Origin of the sequence: Paenirhodobacter sp. (assembly GCF_047600745.1) — a bacterium.
In the GTDB taxonomy this organism is placed as follows: domain Bacteria; phylum Pseudomonadota; class Alphaproteobacteria; order Rhodobacterales; family Rhodobacteraceae; genus Rhodobacter.
The window spans coordinates 84668-104386 of sequence record NZ_JASGKI010000006.1; the positions used below are offsets into that span (position 1 = coordinate 84668).

The following is a 19719-nucleotide window of genomic DNA, read 5'->3' on the forward strand; positions in this document are numbered from 1 at the left end:
AATCACCTGACTTTCAACCCATGATTGATTTTCGGATTGCATGGCATCCGACGGTTGTTTCCCCTGAGCGCGTCATTGGCTTTCGCGCCGACCCAATATCAAATTATGCTCAAAAAATAGGCTCTTTGTCCACTGCGACCATTGCCATCTTCATAGGGGATTGAGCGTCACAAAACATTCAATCAGAGGAATATCATATTATTTTTTAACTATTTTCTCCGTGGAGTTCGATCGCGGGACGGCACTCTTCAGGAAGAGTTTCGAAAATATGTATCCAAGAAAAATTATTGATCTGTGCGTCCGGAACCCGCATGATTTTTAAAGATCAAGACATTAATACTTTTTTAGGAGTTTTCTGCATGAGAGCGATATTTTATCGCCACGGTGGTGATCTGATTCGTGAAGACGCCATGGATAGCCTGCAAAATGTTGCCGTGGAATTTCCTGCTCATATTCAGCCGTCCGGAAATACATTGGTCTATGTGGAACATGACATTTCTTCTTTCCATGGCCCGCCGTCCACCTCTTTGGCGGCGGGTCCATCCGGATATTACAACCGGACCGGGAAACGAATTCTGGACATTCTTATATCCGCATTGCTGTTGATGACATTTGCGCCGCTGATCGTCTTTCTGTTGCTGATGGCCAGCCGCGATGGTGGCCCGGCAATTTTCAGCCACCGCCGGATCGGCCAGAACGGCCAGCCCTTCAATTGCCACAAGATCCGATCCATGGTGGTCGATGCGGAACAGCGCCTGGCCGATATCCTGCGCAGGGATTCACGCGCCGCTGCGGAATGGGCAGCGACGCACAAGCTCACCGACGATCCCCGCACCACCCGCTTCGGGCGGCTGATCCGCAAGACCAGCCTCGATGAATTGCCTCAGCTTTGGAACGTGTTGCTGGGCGACATGAGCCTGGTCGGCCCAAGGCCGATCGTGCAGGAAGAAGTCGCCCGCTATGGCGCCGCGATCGGCCATTATGCCCGCGTCCGTCCGGGGATTACCGGGCTGTGGCAGGTCAGCGGTCGCAACGACCTGTCCTATGACGAACGCGTCGCGCTGGATGTCGATTATACGCAGTCGATCTCTCTGGCCCGCGACCTGCGGATCCTGGCGATGACGGCCTGGTCCGTCCTGTGCCGAACCGGCCGGTAGACCACCGGCCCGATTGCGAAACGCCGTTTTTGCCCAGACCGTTTTGTCAGGAGAGATGCAGGTCCGATGCGCCATCCCAATTACTTACCATGGAGCGGGCAGGTGAAGCGATGAGCATTGAACCGATCGGCGCGATCACCCTCGTCCTTGGCCTGCTCTGCCTGTTTCTCGACTATCGGGTCACGCTGGTCGCGCTGGTGTTCACCACGGTGTTCGGCGCGGCAGCGGCGCTGTTTCTGGGTGCCGCCAACATTCCGCCCGGGCATGTCTTTCTGGGGGTCGCGATGATCGTCACCCTGACCCGTCGGCGCGCGGCGGCGGCCTTCCTGCGCGCGCTGCATCCGGACCGGCCGGGCTTCTGGCTCGCCTGCATGGTGGTTTACGGCATCGCGACGGCCTTTCTGTATCCCCGCGTGATGGCGGGGCTGACGCAGATCGTGCCGCTCGGCTCCTCGGGGTTCGACAATACCGGCTCGACCGTGCCGCTCGGCCCGGTGTCGAGCAACTTCACCCAGAGCGTCTACATGGTCGCGAACCTGATGTGTTTCGCGCTGGTGGCGGCGCTGGCCTCCTCCGCCGACGGTTTCCGCGCCGCGCTGGCCGGGGTCATCGCCTATGCGCTCGGCAATACCGTATTCGCGGTGCTCGACCTTGCGACCTATGTCACCGGAACCTCGGCGCTGATGGATTTCATGCGCAACGCCCGCTACGCGCTGCATACCGATACCGAGATCAGCGGCCTGAAACGCATCGTCGGCGCCTTCACCGAGGCGTCCTCCTTCGCGCGGTCTTCGCTCGGCGTGCTGGGCGTGACCGGGACGCTGTGGCTGTGCGGCTACCGGCCCCGGCTGACCGGCTTTCTCGCGCTGGCCTCGTTTGGCCTGATCGTGCTGTCGACCTCTTCGACGGGGCTTGCGGGGATTCCGGTGGCGGTCGGCCTGCTTTACCTCACGGCGCTGTGGCGCTGCGGCACATCGGCCCGGGCGTTCAACAGTACAGTTCTGGTGCTGTCCCTGCCGTTTCTGACGGCCTTCGTCGTTCTGGCCGCATTGCTGCATCCGCAGACCTCGGCGATGATCCAGACCTATGTCGATACCGTGGTCCTGTCCAAGATGCAGACGGATTCCGGGGTTGAGCGCAGTTCCTGGAACGCGGTCGCCATGGCCAATTTCCTCGATACCGGCGGGCTTGGCGTGGGTCTCGGCACGATCCGCACATCAAGCCTCGCCACCGCTCTGCTGGCCGGTGGTGGCCTGATCGGCACCCTGCTTTATGCCGTGTTCTTCGGCGCGGCCTTTCTGGTCAATCCCGGTCCGAAGGGCAGCCTGGCGCGCGATGTCCGCACCGCGGCCCGCAACGGTTGCCTGTGCCTTGTCGCGGGGGACCTGCTGATCAGTTCGACCATTGATCAGGGCCTGTTCTTCTACGTCCTCGCCGCGATCGCCTCGGCGCGTCCGGCCCTGCCCGAGGAGGCCACCGCATGAGCCGGGATTTCACCATCAACGGCCGTTTCCTCGGTCAGCCGCAGACCGGGGTGCAGCGCTATGCGCGCAATGTCCTCGCCGCCCTCGACGGGCTCCTGACCGGAGACGCCGCCGGGATTCTTGCCCCGCCGGGCAGTCCCGATCCGGGTCTCGCCGCGCTGCCGCTGCGCCGGGTCGGGCCGCTGTCGGGGCATGCCTGGGAACAGACGGTTCTGCCGGCCCATTGCGGCGGGCGGCTGCTGAGCCTGTGCAACACCGGCCCGGCCCTCAAGGCCGACCAGATCGTCTGCATCCACGACGCCAATGTCTTCACCGCCCCGCACAGCTATGGCCGCGGGTTCCGCCATGCCTATCGCCTGCTGCAACCGCTGCTGGCACGCCGCGCGGCGCGGATCGTCACCGTTTCGCCGTTTTCCGCCCGGCAGATCGCCCGCGTGCTGCCGGTCCGTTCCGCGGATGTCGCCGTGTTGCCCAATGGGCACGAACACGCGCTGGCATGGGATCCGGCGCGGGCCGACCGGGCGCGGGGGCTGCTCTCCGGGCGGCCCTTCGTGCTGGCGATCGGCTCGCGGGCCCGGCACAAGAACCTCGCGCTGCTCTCCGGGCTGGCGCCCGAACTGGATGCGATGGGGCTCGATGTCGTCGTCGCCGGGGGCGGGGCGGGGATCTTTGCCCCCGCCGCCCTTGCCGCCGCGCCGAACCTGCGTGTCAGCGATGGGCCGCTGAGCGACGATGACCTCGCCCTGCTGCTCGACCATGCGTTGTGCCTTGCCTTCCCGTCCTGGACCGAGGGCTTTGGCCTGCCGATCGTCGAGGCGATGGCGCGGGGCTGCCCGGTCATCTCCTCGGACCGCGCCAGCATGCCCGAGATCTGCGGCCCGGCGGCGGCTCTGGCCGCGCCCGATGATCCGGGGGCCTGGCTGCGCCATATCGCGGCGCTGGCCGGATCGCCGGGATTGCGCGACGATCTGGCCGGGCGGGGCAGGGACCGGGTGGGCCTGTTCCGCTGGGCCGAGACCGCCGCCGGTTACCGTGCGCTTCTGGAGGAACCCGCCCGTCGGCTGCGGGCGCCCCCCGCCCCTCCGCCCCGGGGCAAGGTCGCGGTGGTGATCGCGACGCGCGGCCGGCCCGAGGTCGTATCGGCCACCGTGCGCCACCTGCACGCGACCCAGAGCCTGCGCCCGGAGACCATTCTCGTCTCTTGCGCCGATCCCGCCGACGCGGGCGACCTCGCGCGGCTTCCGGGGGTGCGGGTGCTGTGCGGCCCCGCCGGGCTGCCCGCGCAGCGTAACACCGCGCTTGCCGCGCTCCCGCCGGAAACCGAGATGGTGGCCTTTTTCGACGACGATTTCGTCGCCGACGCGGATTGGCTCGCGGTGGCGCTGCGCAGTTTCCGCGACGATCCGGGCCTTGTCGGGCTGACCGGCCGGGTTCTGGCGGATGGCATCAAGGGCCCCGGCATCGGCTTTGACGAGGCCCGGCGCATCGTCGCGGCGGCGGGCCCCTGCGATTGGGACTGGATCGAACCCTACAGCCCCTATGGCTGCAACATGGCCTTCCGCTGCGCCGCGATCGGCCCCTTGCGTTTCGACGAACGGCTGGTGCTGTATGGCTGGCTCGAAGACCGCGATTTCGCCGCCGCCCTCGCCCGCCGGGGTGGGCGGCTTGCGAAATGCGCCGGGGCCACCGGGGTCCATATGGGCGTCAAGGGCGGCCGGGTGAGCGGTCTGCGCTTCGGCTATTCGCAGATCGTCAACCCGCTTTACATGCTGCGCAAGGACACCATGACGGCATCGCAGGTCTGCGGTCAGGTCTTCCGCAATGTCGCAAGCAATGTCGTGCTGTCGCTGCGCCCGGAACCCTTCGTCGATCGCAAGGGCCGGCTCAGGGGCAACATCCTGGGTATTGCGGATGTGCTTCGGGGGCGCCTGGCCCCGGAACGCGCCGCGCAACTGGAAACAGGAGCAAAATGACCACGCAATGGAGCGATCCGCAACAGGATCGGCGCAATCCCATCACGCCCCCCGGTCTGCGCCCGCGGATCGCCCGGCCCGCCGCGCCCCCGGTGCACGATGGTCCGCTCGCGCTGCTTGGCGCGGTGATGACGGTCCTGCGCCGCCACCGGGTGCCGCTGGCGCTCTGGGTCGCGGGCTGCGTCCTGCTCGCGCTGCTTTACGCCCGGTCGCTGGCGCCGGTCTATACCGCCTCCGCGACGCTGATCCTGCAACCCGTGATGACCTCCGGCAGCGTTGCTCAGGATGCCGCCTCGCCGCTGATGCTGGATCTCAACCGGGTCGACAGCGAGCTTCAGGTGATCCGCTCCGAACGGCTGCAAAGCCTGGTGTTCGACGGTCTCGCGCTCGCCTCGGGGCCGGAGTTCGCCCCGCCGCCGCCCGGCCTGCTGCGGCGGCTGTTCCGGCGTGCCCCCGATGCGGCCCCCGCCGCCGAAGATACCCGCCAGCAGGTCTTTTCCCGGTTCCGCGACGGGTTTTCCTCCCGCCGGATCGGGCAATCCTATGTGATCGAGATTTCCTATTCCGCATCCAGCCCGGACCTCGCGGCGCGGGTGGCGAATGCGGCGGTCTCGGCCTATCTGCTGCAATCGGTCGCCTTCAAGGCGGGCGTCGCCAACAGCGGCGGCGAATTCGTGCAGGGGCGGCTGGATTCGCTGTCGGCCCAGGTCGAGGATGCCGCCAACGCGCTGCGGCTGGGTCGGCTGCCCGACGGGCAGATGCCCGATGCCGATGCCCGGATCATCGGGGCCGCGCTGCTGCCGCTGAGCCCGTCGGCCCCGCGCCCGAAGCTGATCGTTGCGATGGGCGGGCTGCTCGGCCTGATGAGCGGGCTGTTCGTGCTGTCGATCAGGGCCGCGCTCGACCCGCGGGTGCATCAGGGCGCGACGCTCGAACGCGAAACGGGGCTGCCCTGCCTCGCGGTGCTGCCGCCGTTGCGGGGCGTGACGGCGCCCCTGTCCGATGCGCCCTTCGCGCAGGCAATGCGCGGGCTGCGTACCGGGATCGACCTCGCCGCGATCACCGACCCGATGCAGGGCAGCCGGGTCACGGCGCTGGCCTCCTGGGCGCCCGGAACGGGGTCGGGCCTGATCTGCATGAGCCTCGCCCGGCTGGTGCAGGACGGGGGCCGGAGGGTCACGGTCGTCGATGGCGCGGAGGGCCCGGACAGCCTGAGCGCGCTTTATGCCGCCGCGCCGGTGCTGCCCGGCGCGGTGCAGGCCGTGGATGCCGAGGGCGTCGCGCTGGTGACCGCGCAGGCGCTGCGGGCCTGTTGCGGCGCGGCGATGTCCGACATCCGTGATCCCGGCCTCGCGGCGCTTCTGGAGAGCCTCCGGGCAGAGGGCGATGTGCTGCTGAACCTGCCTCCGCTGCGGGAATCGGCAGAGGCGCTGGCTCTGGCGCGGTGGGCCGATGCCGTGGTGGTGGTCGCCCCCGAACACGGCACTTTCGACGAAATCGCACAGGCCGCCGCGCAACTCGGCAAGGCCGGGGCGACCCCAATCGGCGCCGTGGTCATCCGGGCCTGAGCCGACATCCGCAAGACCACGACTTCGATTTCAGTGACGCATTTCAGCATCGGGAGGCAGCCTTGAATTTGCCAGACGTCATAACCGGCATTGCGGCGCCGTCCATACACCGGCCCGGCCTGCGCGTCGCGCTGATCCATTACTGGCTGGTGACGATGCGCGGCGGCGAAAAGGTGCTGGAATCGCTGTGCCGGATGTTTCCGGAGGCCGACATTTTCACCCATGCCTATGACCCCGGGGCGGTTTCGCCGATCATCCGCGGCCACAAGGTCACGACCACCCTGATCGGCCGACTGCCACGCCCGACGCGGCATTACAAAAGCTACCTGCCGCTGATGCCGCTCGCGCTCGAACATCTCGACCTGCGCGGCTACGATCTGGTCATCAGCAGCGAATCCGGCCCGGCGAAGGGGGTCGTCCCGGCGCCCGACGCATTGCATGTGTGCTACTGCCACTCGCCGATGCGCTACGTCTGGAACATGTACCACGACTACCGCGAGCGCAGCGGCGGGTTCACCGGCTTCGCGATGGCGCCGCTGGGACATTACATCCGCAACTGGGATGCGGCCTCGGCGACGCGGGTGGATCATTTCATCGCCAATTCCGATAACGTCCGGCGGAGGATCGAACGCTATTACCGGCGCGATGCCGCGGTGGTCTATCCGCCGGTGGCGACGACGGATTTCACGCCGCTGGCGCCAGAGGGGGCGGGCGATCACTATCTGATGGTGGGGGAACTTGTCGCCTACAAGCGCCCCGACCTCGCCGTCATGGCCTTCAACCGCCTCGGGCGGAAGCTGACGGTTATCGGTGGCGGCGAGATGCTCGACGAGATCCGCAAGATCGCCGGGCCGACGGTCACGGTGCTTGGCCCGCAGCCGTTTCCGGTGCTGCGAGAAGCCTATGCCCGCTGCCGGGCGCTGGTGTTCCCGGGCGAAGAGGATTTCGGCATCGTGCCCCTCGAAGCGATGGCAAGCGGCCGCCCGGTGCTGGCCTATCGGCGCGGCGGCGCGCTGGAGACGGTGGCCGAAGGCGTCACGGGGCTGTTCTTCGACGTCCAGTCGGAAGAGGCGATCATCGAGGGGGTGGAGCGCATGGACCGTTTCACGATCGACCAACCGGCGATCCTCGCCCATGCCGCGAGCTTCTCCGAACCCGAGTTCCGCCGCAGGATGCGCGACCTGCTTTCCGGCTGGCTTCCGGCGGGGGCATTTCCATGACGGGGGACACGATGCGGATCCTGCATGTCCTGAACCACACCAACCGGCTGAACGGCCATGTCCACGCGGCGGTGGACCTTGCCTGTGCGCAGCGCGAGGCGGGCCATGCCGTGGCCATCGCCAGCGGCGGCGGCGATTTCGATACGCTGCTGACCTCCGCCGGGGTCGAGACCATGGTCCTCGACCATCGCCGCAGGCCCGCCGTGCTCGCCGCCTCGGCACTGGCGCTGCATCGGCTCATCCGGCGCTGGCGGCCCGATGTCGTCCATGCCCATATGATGACCAGCGCGGTGCTGGCCTGGCCCGGCTGCCGGGTTGCGGGCATCCCGTTGATCACCACGGTGCACAACGCCTTCCAGAAGAGCGCGGTGCTGATGGGGCTGGGCACCCGGGTGATCGCCGTCAGCGCGGCGGTGGGGGCGTCGATGCAGGCACGCGGGATCCCGGCGTCGCGGCTCGATGTGGTGCTGAACGGCACGATCGGCTCGATCCGGCAGCGCGGGCGCGAACGCGTGCCGGTTACGCTCGACCGGCCCGTGATCCTGTTCGTGGGCGGGCTGCATCCGCGCAAGGGGCTGCCCGACCTGCTCGAAGGGTTCGACATCGCCTGGGCGCGGCACCCGGAGGCGCGGCTGTGCATCGTGGGCGACGGCCCCTTTGCCGCGGAATACCGCGCGATGGCCGGGCGGCTCGCCTGTGCGCGGGCGGTCACCTTCGCCGGGGCGCAGGCCGATCCGTTCGGCTGGATGCTGGGGGCGGATATCTTCGTGCTGCCCTCCCATGCCGATCCGGCGCCGCTGGTTCTGCCCGAGGCGCGCGAGGCCGGATGCGCGGTGATCGGCACCGATGTCGACGGCATCCCGCAGCTTCTGGGCGACGGCCGGGCCGGCATCATCGTGCCGCCGCGCGATCCGCAGGCGATCGCCCGCGCGCTGTGCGACCTGCTCGGCGCCCCCGAAACCCTGCACCGCTGGCGCGCGAACAGCCAGGCCGACATCGCAAACCTGACCATCGCCCGGGTCATGCACGAGACGAGCGACGTCTACGCCCGGGCGCTTGCCGACCGGGGAAGACCCCTCGGCGCAATCGTAATGTAGGAGGACGAGATGCCACCCATGCTGTCCCGACGCCATCTGTTGCGCGCCGCGCCCCTGCTTGCCTGTCCGGGGCTGAGCCGGGCGGACCCCGCCTTCGATCCGGAGGCGGATCCGACATTCGGGCGGCAGATCGTCTTTGACGAGTTCTTCACCGCGATCGACCCGGCCATCTGGCACGCCGGGCGCAAGGCCACGACCTTCGACGGCGGCTATTACGGGCGCTCCGCCTTTGCGCCGATCGAGGGGGCCGAGGGGGTGGTGCCCTATGCCATCGTAGACGACCCGGAGGCGGAGAACGGCCATGCGCTGCGGCTTTCGGCCTATCATATCGGCCGCCCGATGACGATGCCGGACTATTACGGCAACGAAGACCCGGAATTCCAGTGGGTTTCCGGCAATCTGCAAACCGCGCGTTCCGACGGGACGATCCTGCGCGGCTGGCGGCGCGGCTATTTCGAGACCCGGATGCGGATGCCCCTGCATCCCCTCACCTGGTCCGCGTTCTGGATGATGAATGGCAACAGCATCCTGACCCCGCGCACCAGCATCGAGATCGACGTGATCGAGCACAAGGGCTTTGAGCCGCACCTTTATGGCGCCTACCTGCACGAATGGGGCCAGCCGGGCGAACACCACGAGGGCGCCGGCGTGCCGGTTGAGCCAGACCTGAGCCGGGGCTATCACCGCTATGGCGTCCTGCTCACCCGCAACCGCTGCCAGGTCTATTTCGACCGGCGGCCGATCCGTGCGCCCTTCACCGGCAAGCCGCTGGTCTGGGTGATCAACCGCTCCGTGGAGATGGACATGGACAACGACACCTTCTGGCCATTGCTGACGCTGGCTCTGCTCAGCGATGTCAGCTACCCCGATCCCCTGCGCGACCAGGACCGGGAAGCGCATCTGCATATAGATTACTTCCGTGTTTTCGCCTGAGCCCCCGCGCGGGATGCGCGACATGGCCGCAACGCCGGACCTGTCCGGGAAACCCGGAGGATGCAGGATGACCGGCGCAGAACACCGGGGCCATATGGCGCCGCTGAATGTCGCGATGCTTCTGAGTTGTACCAGTTTCGAGGGGTTCTTCGGCAATGTCCTCGGTCAGTCGCGCCAGCGCTATCTCGACACCTACCGCGGCGATTGGGCATGGTATTATGCCGCCGGTCTGCGGCAGAACGGAGTGGCGCCGGTGTTGTATGTTCCCGCGCTGAACGAAAGCGGACGCCACGAGACAGACACGGGGATCGCGGTGCGGTTCCTGCCGCTCGCGCGCTGGTACCGGCCGTTCGAACGGGTCTGGCTCAAGCGCCTGCTGCGCCAGAGCCGCTATGCGCTTTACGCCGACGAACGGCTCAACGCCCACGCCCTGATGGCGCCGCTGCGGGCGGCGCTGGCCGAGGACCGGATAGATCTGCTCTATGTCCAGGAATACTGGAGCGGGCGGTTCGATCATCTCGTGCATCGCGCGGGCATTCCCGTCGCGGGCGCCGATCACGGCGGGCTGGCCGCGACGGCGATGACGGGGTTCAAGCGGCCCGCCTTCGCCCGGGCCGCGGTGCTCTACAGCCAGACCCCGGACGAATGCGCCTCGGTTCGCGAATGGGGCGGTGTGCCGACGCTTCAGCCGAATGGCTGCGACACCGCCTTCTTCTGCCCCGACCCGGCGGTGCAGCGCAGCAAGACGATCCTGACCATCGCGCGGCTGACCAACCGGCAAAAGCGGATCAGCGACCTGATCGACGCGCTGGCGCGGCTGCCACGGGACTGGACGCTCGACATCGTGGGCACCGGGCCGGACCGGGGAATGCTGGAGCGGCAGGTGGCCCGTCTGGGTCTGGGCGGGCGGGTCCGGTGGCACGGTTTTCTCGGGCGCGAAGCGGTGCGCGAGCGGCTGCGCCGCTGCGGCGTTTATGTGATGGCCTCCTCGAACGAAGCGGTGGCGATCGCCGCGCTCGAAGCCATGGGCTGCGGCTGCGCCATGGTGCTCAGCCGGATCCGCGCGTTCGAGCATCTGGTGCAGGACGGTATCAGCGGGCGGCTGGTGCCGGTCCGCGATCCGGATGCCCTCGCCGCCGCGATCGAGGAAGGCTGGGTCCATCGCGAGATCTGGGGGCAGGCGGCGACGCATCGGGTGCGCACCCGTTTCGATACCCGGTTGCTGTATGGCGACCTTGCGCAATCGCTGCGGCAGGCCGCGCATGCCGGGTGACGGATCGCCCATGGCAATGAGCCGCCCCTACACGGCGCCGCATCCTTCGGAAAGGCCCCGGCCATGTTGACAATGCGGACGATGCGGGGGGCGGCGTGGCTGGTGCTGTCGCGCTTCGTCGGGCGGCTGATTGATTTCGTCACCCTGATCGTTCTCGCGCGGATCCTGACGCCGGCCGATTTCGGCCTGACCGCGCTGGCGGCAAGCCTGATCGCCATTGTGGACATGGTGCTGGAAGTGCCGATCCTTCAGGCGCTCCTGCGGCGGCAGGTGTTCGACAAGTCGCATCTGGACACCGGCTTCACCATCAACCTGCTGCGCAGCCTGCTGGTCGCGCTGGTCATCGTGGCGGCGGCCTGGCCCTTTGCCCGGGCCTATGCGGACATGCGCCTGGTGCCGGTGCTGGCGGTGCTGGCGATCGGGCCGATCGCGCGGGGGCTGGCCAGCCCGGCGATGGTGACCTTCGCGCGCGACCTGAAATTCCACCAGACCTTCATCGTCGAGCTGACCGGCAAGATCTGCGCCTTCGGGCTTGCCGTCGCGCTGGTGCTGAACGGGGCGGGATACTGGGCGATCGTGGCGAATTCGGTGATGGCGGCGGTGATGGGCGCGGTCGCCTCCTATATCCTCGCGCCCTATCGTCCGGCGCTGTCTCTGTCGCGGTTCTCGGATTTCTCGCGGTTCACGGGCTGGTTCAGTTCGGCGCAGATCGTTTCCGCCGTCAACTGGCAGCTCGACCGCATCCTGCTCGGCCGCTATGTCGACAAGGGCACCTTCGGCCAATATGTGCTGGCCAGCGACCTTGCCGTATTCCCTACGCAAAGCGTGATCGGCCCGGCCATGCAATCGGTGATGGCGGCATTTTCGGCGATCAACGCGGATCCGGGGCGGATGCGCCAGGCCTTTCTCAAGGCGGTGCGCCTCGTGATGCTGGTGTCGGTGCCGGTCTGCCTTGGCATCTCGATCACGTCGGACCTGATCGTGGCGATCCTGCTCGGGCCGAACTGGCACCGGGCGGCGGACCTGCTGGGGATGATTTCGCTCGCGGTGCTGCCGGTGCCCTATTACCAGACGCTGCATTCGTTCTGTCTGGCGCTGGACCGGCCGGCGATGCTGCTGCGGATCAGCATGATCGAACTGCTGCTGCGGCTGGGGCTGGTCTCGGCAGGGCTATGGTTGTTCGCGCTGGAGGGCGTGGTCTGGGCCCGGCTCCTGCTCGCGGCGGCGATGGCGGTGGTCTACATGCTCCATGTGCGCCACCTAGCGCAGATCGGCCTGCGCCAGCAGATCGGCAATGTCTGGAAGGTGGCGGCGGCCACGGCGCTGATGGTGGCGGCGGCGGGCACGCTGCGCCACCTGCTCGCCCCGATGGCGTTGCCCGCCACCGTCGAACTAGCCGCGACGGCCGCCACCGGCATTGCGGTCTATGTCGCGGGGCTGGCGCTTCTCGGCGTCAGGCTCGCGCGGGGGGCGGGGCGCTTTGCGCTCCATGACCGCTGGTTGTGAGGGCTACTGGCCGACCGGCGCCGGGGGCTCCAGGCTGACCTGAAGCACATCGCCCGGTTGCAGCAGGGTGGACGGGTCCACCACGGCGGTCACCGGACCCTGCGGGCCCTGCCGCACCAGCCGATAGCCCGGGACGATACCGGCGCCGCCCACCATCGCCTCCTGTCCGCGCTGCATCGCCGCCTGAAGCAACTGCCCCACCGTCTGCATGCGGTGCCGGTTCTGTTCAAGCTGCGCGCGGGTTTCGGCCGCCCCGTCGAGCGCGGCCTTGCGATAGCCCGCGCGCAGATCGACTTCGGCCCTTTCGGTATCCGCAAGGCTCTGCTGCGCGCGCAGGCGGGACACCTGCACATCAAGCAGCACGCTCTGCACCGACATCTGCGAGTTCTCCGAGGAGATCAGCCCCCGGGCGGTGCCCAGACCACGATCGCGCAACCCGATGTTGAGTTCATGCTCCTCGGTGAAGAGGGCAAGCTGGCGCTCCAGCGTGCGGGTCTTTTCGTCCAGCGAAACCAGTTCCGCGCGCAGCAGCCGTTTCGATTCACCAAGCGCCGAAAGGCCGGTGTCCAGCGCCTCGCGGTTGGCGGCGAAGCGCTGCGCCTCCCCGCGCAGCGCGGCCTCGACCCGGGGGTCGTCGTGGCGTGCGGTCAGCGCCTCGGGGACGGTCGGCGCCAGGTCGGCCTCGGCCTCGAACCGCGCCAGCCGGGCTTCCAGCATCAGCACCTGCGCATCGCGTTCGTTCAACTCGCCCCGCGCGCTGATGATGTCGCGTTCGGTCCCGGCGATGTCGATCGCGCGCAGGAACCCCTGCGCGACGCTGACGGCCTGCAACACCGTCAGACCGGGCTCGAAATCGTATTTCCCGGGCTGCTGCACCGCGCCCATGATGAAGAACGGCCGATAGCCGATCACCTCGACCGCGGCCGAGGGCTCCTCCGAGAGGTTGGCGGTTTCCTTCAGCATGGCGCGGATCCGCGCGGCGAGTTCGACCGTGGTGACCCCCGCGGCCTCCAGCCGGCCGATGATCGGCAACGACAGCGCGCCATCCGCGCCCACCGAGAATTCGCCGGTGAGGGGATCCCAGCGATAGGCCTCCCCGGTGCTGCGCCGAAGCGAATGGACCCGCACCATCACCCGGTCCTGCGGCCCGAGCAGATATTGCCCGGCCTGCGCGGCGGGCAGCGGCTGCTGGGCCATGCCGGGCGGGGCCAGCGCGAGGAGGGTCACAATCAGGCCGGCGGCAATGCGTTTCATGTCGGTCCACTCCTGTCTGGACGGGATGAGCCGGCGCGGGGAGGGGAGTCGCATCCGGAGGAGAAGGTCATGGTATCAGCGCGGCGCCATCATGACGCGCAGAAAACCACGCATCGAGCGGCTCCCGGCCTTTAGCCGATAGGCAAGCAGCGGCTGCGACCGCCGGTTCGGCAGGATCGTCGCGAGAAGGAAGAACGCCGCCAGCGCGCCCCGGACCCGTGGCGAACGCGGATCGCGCCACAGCGCGCCGAGCAGCCGCCCCATGTCGGTGAGGGATGGGCGTTCGCCGCGCGCCATCCGGGCATGGAATTCTGTTTCCAGGAAGAAATATGTGTCCTGCGGCCGGACCAGCCGATGGCCGAGGCCCTGCCGGTCGAGGATGCGGCGCAGATGGTCCATGCGGGCGACGAAACGCTTCAGATCACGTTCCAGCGTGGCCGCCTGCGGCAGTTGACCCAGACCGGAATCGTTGCGACCGTGGATCCGGTAGCGCCCGAGTTCCTCCGACAGGCTCAGGACGTCGCCATAGAAGGGCGCGGCGAACAGGATCGCGCCATCGACGAAGCTGTCGTAATCGGCCTCGCGCAGGATCTCGCACAGGTCGCGGCGGAAGACATTGCCCGAGGTGGGCGGGCTGGTATAGACGCCCTGACGCAGCACCAGACGTTGCAGCCCGTCGCGGTCGCGAAAATCCTCCAGCGCCGGAATCCCCGGGCTGATGACCGCGCCATCGGCGTCAATCCGCGTCAACGGGAACTGGAGCTTGGCGATATCCGGGTCGAGACAATCGAGAATCCGGGCCACCGCGCCGGGCGCGAGTTCGTCATCGGCATCGAGAAACAGCACGAAGGGCGCGCGCGTCCGGTCCAGCCCGAAAAGACAGGCGGCGCGCGCACCGGAGTTGGCGATCCGGTGACAGGGCACGCCGCTGCGGGAAATCACCTGCCACGAGTTCGTCGGTCGATCCGTCGTCAACGACGACGAGTTCCACCGCATCGCAGAGTTGCGTGACGACGCTTTGAATCGCCCGACCGACATATCTTTCATAATTGAAGCAGGGAATGACAATTGCCAACTGCGGTTCCACCCGCCCCGGCGCCGCGTCGGCAGCACCCAGGGATAAATCACGGATCATCGTCATTCCTTCTCTCCGCGCAGGAATTGTTTTTAGAAACTCTGTGAAATCTTCAAATTGATTGAGCCGTATGATGCCAGATGACGCGATGGCCCCGCCTGTCCGGAAAGGAAAACGCGCTGCATCTGCAAATACTGTGCCGGTCCGCAGAGATTTGGGCAATAGTTTATGCGCGGAATGGGCGGGAAGATGCTGATGCCGGACATTCCGCGATCAAGCCCGGGGCCGCGCGACGCCACCAGGTTCCCGGATCATCTCCCGCAGATGAGAGGGTTATGGCCCCGCGGGCACCCGCCGTAGCGGGTGGCAATCCTTCCGGCGGCCCGATCCCGCCCCGGCGTCGCAGGGAGTGGAGGTCTGAACCCCCTGTCTTTCAACGCGCTTCTGAGTCAGTCGGCACCCTAACCCGGCCGATCAGCGCCCTTTGCCTGCGGCCAACGCTCGGCAGGGCGATCCGAGGCGCGGCGCGGGGGGGCCGTGACCGGCTGTCCATCGCGGCGCCGCAGGGATTGGTCTTGATCCGCGCGGTCGCGCCGAGCCCAATGAGGGAGCGGATCGGCATCATCGGCGGCAAGGGCCGGGAAAACTGTTTCAGCGCCCGTAAATTGATGAGGATGTTCCACCGAAAGACGGTCGAGATCGAATCTCAATGCCTGAAGCAGGCGATTCAGAGGCACAACAGGACCGGTCATCAGGCCGGAAAGACACGCGCCGGGTTCGCCATGCAGGAAAAAGACAAGTCGCGCCCGACTCCCGTGGGCGACTCTTCTCGGACCGGATGATGCACCGTCATAAATGACTATTTCCGCCCAGATTCCGCATCGGGCGCTGGATCCGATCCGCCGGGGGACGATTATAATTGACGTCCGGCCTCCCTGAGGCAGGGGAGCTGGTCGCGATGCCGCCATCCCGCTGAACGGTCCGGATTACATGCGTTCCGATTTTGCCACGGGATGCGCGAAACCGACACGCGGGATTGCCCGTCGCGCGTGGCCGGTCCTGCGATGGGGTGTCGTTTCAGGCAGCTTCAGTCGTCGCGACGTAGCGTTGAGGCCGAGGCGACGATGGGCGCGATCCTTCCGCAGCGAGAGACTCACGGATCCGCCCGCCAGAAAACCTCCGGCTCAAATATCTGGGAAACGGCGTTAATTTTCCGTGGACAGAAATCCGGACACATGCCATCCTTTGCAAGGAATTCCAAATATACCTCTGCGCAGATCCGGACTTTAGCCGATTGCCTCATGTAATTGGCGCGGGCTTCCGAATCCTCCCCTGTTCGGCGCCTGCGGAAGATTTCACATTATAAGCCACAGAATTTTCTGGAAAATCAGCCATCAGTTTAAAGGCATATCAACCCCTGATTGAATCTGGAGAGGATTGTGTTGAAGATCCTTGTAACCGGAAACATGGGCTATGTCGGCCCGTCCGTTTCGCGCCATTTGCGCTCTGCCCACCCGGAGGCGGTGATCCACGGTTTCGATACCGGGTATTTCGCCCATTGTCTGACAGGTGCGGAATTTTTGCCGGAAACCGCGTTGGATGCGCAGTTTTTCGGCGATGTCCGGCATTTCCCGGTTCAGATGCTGAAAGGCTATGATGCGGTGGTGCACCTCGCCGCGATCTCCAACGACCCGATGGGGCATCGTTTCGAGCAGATCACCCTGGACATCAATCAAACCGCCTCGGTGACGCTTGCCCGGGCCGCGGCGCGGGCGGGGGTCGGGCATTTCGTGTTTGCGTCGAGTTGCAGCGTCTATGGCATCGCCGAGGGCGGGCCGCGCCGGGAGGGCGATCCCCTCAACCCGATTACCGCCTATGCGCGTTCCAAGATCGGCACGGAAACCGCGCTGGCCGGGATCGAGGGCGATATGGTCGTCACCAGCCTGCGCTTCGCCACCGCCTGCGGCATGTCGGACCGGGTGCGGCTGGACCTTGTGCTCAACGATTTCGTGGCCTCGGCGCTGGCGACGGGGCGGATCACGGTCCTGTCGGACGGCACGCCGTGGCGGCCGCTGATCGACACCGCCGACATGGCGCGGGCCATCGGCTGGGCGATCACGCGGGACGCCGGAACCGGAGGCCGGTGCCTGTCCGTCAACGCCGGTTGCGACGGCGGCAACTATCAGGTCCGGCATCTGGCCGAGGCGGTGGCCGCGGCGATCCCCGGCGCCACCGTCAGCATCAATACCGATGCCCCCGCCGACAGCCGGTCTTACCGGGTTGATTTCGGCCTGTATCGCGCGCTCGCGCCCGATCATCAGCCGGTGGTGACGCTGGCGGACTCGATCGCGGGGCTGAAGGCCGGGCTGACCGGCATGGGCTTCGCCGATGCCGGGTTCCGCGCATCGCAGATGATCCGCCTGCGGGTTCTGGAGGCGCATCGCGCCGCCGGGCGGCTGGATGCGGATCTGTTTTGGCAAGACGGGAGGCAGGCATGAAGGTCGCGATCCTGGCCGGAGGGTTCGGCACCCGGCTCAGCGAGGAAACCCAGATCCGCCCGAAGCCGATGGCGGAAATCGGCGGCCGGCCGATCCTGTGGCATATCATGAAGATCTACGCCCATCACGGGCTGACGGATTTCGTCATCCTGGGCGGCTACAAGGTTGACTTCATCCGCGACTATTTCCTGCGCTATCGGGCCGCGCACAGCGATTTCACCATTGATCTTGCCACGGGCGAGGTCGAATGGCTCGAAGTGCGCACCGAGAACTGGCGGGTCACGGTGCTCGATACCGGGCAGGAGTCGCTGACCGGCGGGCGGCTTTTGCGGGCGCGCAGGTATCTCGAAGGCGGGACGTTCTGCCTGACCTATGGCGATGGGGTCAGCGACGTGGACATCGGCGGGGCGATCCGCAGCCACCGCGCGGGCGATGCCTGGTGCACCCTGACCGCCGCCATCCAGCCCGGCCGCTACGGCGTGGTGCAGATCGCCGAAGACAGGCGAACCATCCTCGGCTTCGGTGAAAAGCGCGCGGGGGACGGCGGGCTGATCAACGGCGGGTTCTTCGTCTGCGAACCCGAGGTCTTCGACCTGATCGACGGCGACCGCACGACCTGGGAGGCCGAGCCGATGGAACGGCTGATCGAACGCGGCAAGCTCGCCTGCCATATCCACGAAGGGTTTTGGCAGAGCATGGACACGTTGCGCGACAAGCATGTGCTGGAGGCCGCCTGGGCCAGCGGCGCGGCGCCCTGGAAAATCTGGCGCGACTGAAAGGGGACCGGCATGATCATCGTGGATACCGCACTGAAGAAACACGCGGCACAGGGCCGGAGCATTGCCGTCGCCATCGTCGGGGCCGGGATGCAGGCGCGCGCGCTGGCCCGGACGATCGAAGTCTCGACGCCGGGGATGCGGGTGGTGGCGGTGGCGAACCGCAGCCGGGCCAATGGTGAGGCCGTATTCGGCGACATGGGCATGGTGCCGGTCTGGTGCGAGACGGCGCAGCAGATCGGCGAAACCATCGCCGCCGGCGGGCGGGCGGTGACGGGGGATCCCGTCCTGCTCGGCGCCGCAAAGGGGATCGACGCGGTGGTCGAGGCCACCGGCGCGCTCGAATTCTCGGCCCGCGCGGTGCTGGCCGCGATCGAGGGTGGCAAACACCCGATCCTGGTGAATGCCGAACTCGACGCCACCGTCGGCCCGATCCTGAAACGCAAGGCGGATGCGGCCGGGCTGACCTATACCGCGGGCGACGGCGACCAGCCGGGCGTGGCGGGCAACCTGCTGCGCTTCGTCGAGGGGATCGGCGTGCGCCCGGTTCTGGCGGGCTCGATCAAGGGCCTGCACGATCCCTACCGCAACCCGCAGACGCAGGTCGCCTTTGCCGCGAAATGGGGAATGCTGCCCTCGACGGCGGCCTCCTTTGCCGATGGCACCAAGATCTCCATCGAACAGGCGCTGATGGCCAACAGCCGCGGGCTGCGGGTCGCGCGGCGCGGCATGACCGGGCCGGATTTTTCCGGCGGCGACCCCTATGCGCCGCTGGTGCCGCTCGACGAAGCGGTCAAGGCGCTGTTTCCGGTGCTGGACGACCATCTGGCGGCGGGCGGGCCGGGGATCGTGGATTATGTGATCGGCGCGCGGCCGAACCCGGGGGTCTTCGTGCTCGGCACCATCGAGGATCCGGTGCAGCGCCACCAACTGGCCTATTACAAGCTCGGTCCCGGACCCTATTACCTGTTCTACACGCCCTATCACCTGTGCCATTTCGAGGTGCCGTCCTCCATCGCGCGGGCCGTTCTGTTCGGGGATGCGACGCTGGCGCCGCAGGGTGCGCCCACCGTCGCCGTCGCCGCGCTGGCCAAGAAGGATCTGGAACCGGGAGAGACCATCGCCGAACTGGGCGGGTTCGAGGTCTATGGCGTTCTGGAGAACATCGAAACCCTGCGCGCCGAAAACCTGATCCCGCTCGGCATCGCCATCGGCGGCAAGGTCAGGCGGAGGGTTGCCAGGGACGCGCCGATCACCTTCGCCGATGTCGACCTGCCGCCCGGGCGGCTGATCGACCGGCTTTATGCCGAGCAGGAAGCCCTCTACGCGCCCGAAACCGGGGAGGTGGTCCCGTGATCTTCCATGAAACCACGCTCAAGGACGCGATGCTGATCGACCCGGAGCCGCGCGGCGACGACCGTGGCTTTTTCGCCCGGATGATGTGTCGCGCGGAATTCTCCCGCCACGGGCTGATCGGGGATTTCGTGCAGCACAACATGTCGGTGTCGCGGCTGCGCGGCACGGTGCGCGGCTTGCATTTCCAGCGCGGCACCGATGTCGAGGCGAAGCTGGTGCGCTGCCTGAACGGGGAACTCTACGACGTGATCGTGGATCTGCGGGGCGGTTCGCCCACCTATCTGCGCCACGAGGGGTTCGTGCTGACCGCCGAAAGCCGGCGCATGCTCTATGTCCCGCCGGGCTTCGCGCATGGGTTCCAGACCCTGACCGACGATTGCGAGGCGTTCTATGCCGTCAGCGCCGCCTATGCCCCGGCCTCCGAAGGCGGGCTGCGCCATGACGACCCGCTGCTGGGGATTGCCTGGCCGCTTCCGGTCACCGTTCTGTCGCCGAAGGATGCGTCCTGGCCGCTGCTGCGCCCGGACAGCCCGGCGCCCTTTTGATGCC

At 67.1% G+C, this 19719-nt stretch carries 16 protein-coding genes and 1 pseudogene; 14 read left to right on the forward strand and 3 right to left on the reverse strand.

Annotated elements, in window-relative coordinates; all coding sequences use genetic code 11:
* Window positions 1–311: 311 nt before the first annotated feature.
* The 9 genes from QM789_RS19525 to QM789_RS19565 all read left to right on the forward strand — a co-directional run bounded on the left by QM789_RS19525 (window position 312) and on the right by QM789_RS19565 (window position 12211).
* A complete protein-coding gene (locus QM789_RS19525; RefSeq protein ID WP_420353515.1) occupies window positions 312–1157 on the forward strand; it encodes a sugar transferase in 846 nt (281 codons plus the stop codon).
* 110 nt (window positions 1158–1267) lie between these two features.
* Entirely contained in the window at window positions 1268–2641 is a 1374-nt protein-coding gene (locus QM789_RS19530) for a hypothetical protein (RefSeq protein ID WP_420353516.1), read from the forward strand.
* A complete protein-coding gene (locus QM789_RS19535) occupies window positions 2638–4614 on the forward strand; it encodes a glycosyltransferase (RefSeq protein WP_420353517.1) in 1977 nt (658 codons plus the stop codon). Before QM789_RS19530 ends, QM789_RS19535 begins: the two co-directional genes overlap by 4 nt.
* Window positions 4611–6182, forward strand: coding sequence for a hypothetical protein (locus QM789_RS19540; protein ID WP_420353518.1), 1572 nt, complete (start codon window positions 4611–4613; stop codon window positions 6180–6182). Before QM789_RS19535 ends, QM789_RS19540 begins: the two co-directional genes overlap by 4 nt.
* Before the next feature lie 62 nt (window positions 6183–6244).
* Window positions 6245–7402, forward strand: coding sequence for a glycosyltransferase (locus QM789_RS19545; RefSeq protein WP_420353519.1), 1158 nt, complete (start codon window positions 6245–6247; stop codon window positions 7400–7402).
* Window positions 7399–8499 carry a glycosyltransferase family 4 protein gene (locus QM789_RS19550; RefSeq protein WP_420353520.1) on the forward strand — a complete coding sequence of 367 codons (1101 nt, stop codon included), beginning with the start codon at window positions 7399–7401 and terminating at the stop codon, window positions 8497–8499. The genes QM789_RS19545 and QM789_RS19550 overlap by 4 nt, the downstream gene beginning before the upstream one ends.
* A 9-nt stretch (window positions 8500–8508) precedes the next feature.
* A complete protein-coding gene (locus QM789_RS19555; protein ID WP_420353521.1) occupies window positions 8509–9432 on the forward strand; it encodes a glycoside hydrolase family 16 protein in 924 nt (307 codons plus the stop codon).
* A gap of 67 nt (window positions 9433–9499) precedes the next feature.
* Complete coding sequence (locus QM789_RS19560; RefSeq protein WP_420353522.1) at window positions 9500–10705, forward strand: glycosyltransferase family 4 protein; 1206 nt, start codon at window positions 9500–9502, stop codon at window positions 10703–10705.
* 63 nt (window positions 10706–10768) lie between these two features.
* The gene (locus QM789_RS19565; RefSeq protein WP_420353523.1) at window positions 10769–12211 is read left to right on the forward strand and encodes a lipopolysaccharide biosynthesis protein; all 1443 of its coding nucleotides are present in this window, start codon (window positions 10769–10771) and stop codon (window positions 12209–12211) included.
* 3 nt (window positions 12212–12214) lie between these two features.
* Here QM789_RS19565 and QM789_RS19570 read toward each other — a convergent pair whose 3' ends face one another.
* The 3 genes and pseudogenes from QM789_RS19570 to QM789_RS19580 form a co-directional block, all read right to left on the reverse strand.
* Window positions 12215–13465 (reverse strand): polysaccharide biosynthesis/export family protein, encoded by a 1251-nt coding sequence (locus tag QM789_RS19570; protein ID WP_420353524.1) that lies wholly within the window; start codon window positions 13463–13465, stop codon window positions 12215–12217.
* A gap of 75 nt (window positions 13466–13540) precedes the next feature.
* A complete protein-coding gene (locus QM789_RS19575) occupies window positions 13541–14461 on the reverse strand; it encodes a glycosyltransferase (protein WP_420353525.1) in 921 nt (306 codons plus the stop codon).
* Between the two features lie 7 nt (window positions 14462–14468).
* A pseudogene (locus tag QM789_RS19580) lies at window positions 14469–14606 on the reverse strand (hypothetical protein); the annotation flags it as partial.
* 509 nt (window positions 14607–15115) lie between these two features.
* Here QM789_RS19580 and QM789_RS19585 point away from each other — a divergent pair.
* The 5 genes from QM789_RS19585 (at window position 15116) to rfbC (ending at window position 19715) form a co-directional block, all read left to right on the forward strand.
* The gene (locus QM789_RS19585; protein ID WP_420353526.1) at window positions 15116–15382 is read left to right on the forward strand and encodes a hypothetical protein; all 267 of its coding nucleotides are present in this window, start codon (window positions 15116–15118) and stop codon (window positions 15380–15382) included.
* Window positions 15383–15982: 600 nt separating this feature from the next.
* Window positions 15983–17038, forward strand: coding sequence for an NAD-dependent epimerase/dehydratase family protein (locus QM789_RS19590; RefSeq protein ID WP_420353527.1), 1056 nt, complete (start codon window positions 15983–15985; stop codon window positions 17036–17038).
* Window positions 17035–17814, forward strand: a complete 780-nt coding sequence (rfbF, locus tag QM789_RS19595; RefSeq protein WP_420353528.1) for a glucose-1-phosphate cytidylyltransferase — start codon at window positions 17035–17037, stop codon at window positions 17812–17814. The genes QM789_RS19590 and rfbF overlap by 4 nt, the downstream gene beginning before the upstream one ends.
* Window positions 17815–17826: 12 nt before the next feature.
* Complete coding sequence (locus QM789_RS19600) at window positions 17827–19170, forward strand: NAD(P)H-dependent oxidoreductase (RefSeq protein ID WP_420353529.1); 1344 nt, start codon at window positions 17827–17829, stop codon at window positions 19168–19170.
* Window positions 19167–19715, forward strand: coding sequence for a dTDP-4-dehydrorhamnose 3,5-epimerase (gene rfbC, locus QM789_RS19605; RefSeq protein WP_420353530.1), 549 nt, complete (start codon window positions 19167–19169; stop codon window positions 19713–19715). The genes QM789_RS19600 and rfbC overlap by 4 nt, the downstream gene beginning before the upstream one ends.
* Window positions 19716–19719 lie beyond the last annotated feature (4 nt).

What these genes read in the sequence shown, in the direction of transcription:
- QM789_RS19575 (WP_420353525.1), bottom strand. Translation starts at nt 14,461, where the DNA reads ATGCGGTGGAACTCGTCGTCGTTGACGACGGATCGACCGACGAACTCG.
- QM789_RS19540 (WP_420353518.1), top strand. Translation starts at nt 4,611, where the DNA reads ATGACCACGCAATGGAGCGATCCGCAACAGGATCGGCGCAATCCCATC.
- QM789_RS19535 (WP_420353517.1), top strand. Translation starts at nt 2,638, where the DNA reads ATGAGCCGGGATTTCACCATCAACGGCCGTTTCCTCGGTCAGCCGCAG.
- QM789_RS19565 (WP_420353523.1), top strand. Translation starts at nt 10,769, where the DNA reads ATGTTGACAATGCGGACGATGCGGGGGGCGGCGTGGCTGGTGCTGTCG.
- rfbF (WP_420353528.1), top strand. Translation starts at nt 17,035, where the DNA reads ATGAAGGTCGCGATCCTGGCCGGAGGGTTCGGCACCCGGCTCAGCGAG.
- QM789_RS19530 (WP_420353516.1), top strand. Translation starts at nt 1,268, where the DNA reads ATGAGCATTGAACCGATCGGCGCGATCACCCTCGTCCTTGGCCTGCTC.
- QM789_RS19525 (WP_420353515.1), top strand. Translation starts at nt 312, where the DNA reads ATGATTTTTAAAGATCAAGACATTAATACTTTTTTAGGAGTTTTCTGC.
- QM789_RS19560 (WP_420353522.1), top strand. Translation starts at nt 9,500, where the DNA reads ATGACCGGCGCAGAACACCGGGGCCATATGGCGCCGCTGAATGTCGCG.
- QM789_RS19550 (WP_420353520.1), top strand. Translation starts at nt 7,399, where the DNA reads ATGACGGGGGACACGATGCGGATCCTGCATGTCCTGAACCACACCAAC.
- QM789_RS19570 (WP_420353524.1), bottom strand. Translation starts at nt 13,465, where the DNA reads ATGAAACGCATTGCCGCCGGCCTGATTGTGACCCTCCTCGCGCTGGCC.
- QM789_RS19600 (WP_420353529.1), top strand. Translation starts at nt 17,827, where the DNA reads ATGATCATCGTGGATACCGCACTGAAGAAACACGCGGCACAGGGCCGG.
- QM789_RS19555 (WP_420353521.1), top strand. Translation starts at nt 8,509, where the DNA reads ATGCCACCCATGCTGTCCCGACGCCATCTGTTGCGCGCCGCGCCCCTG.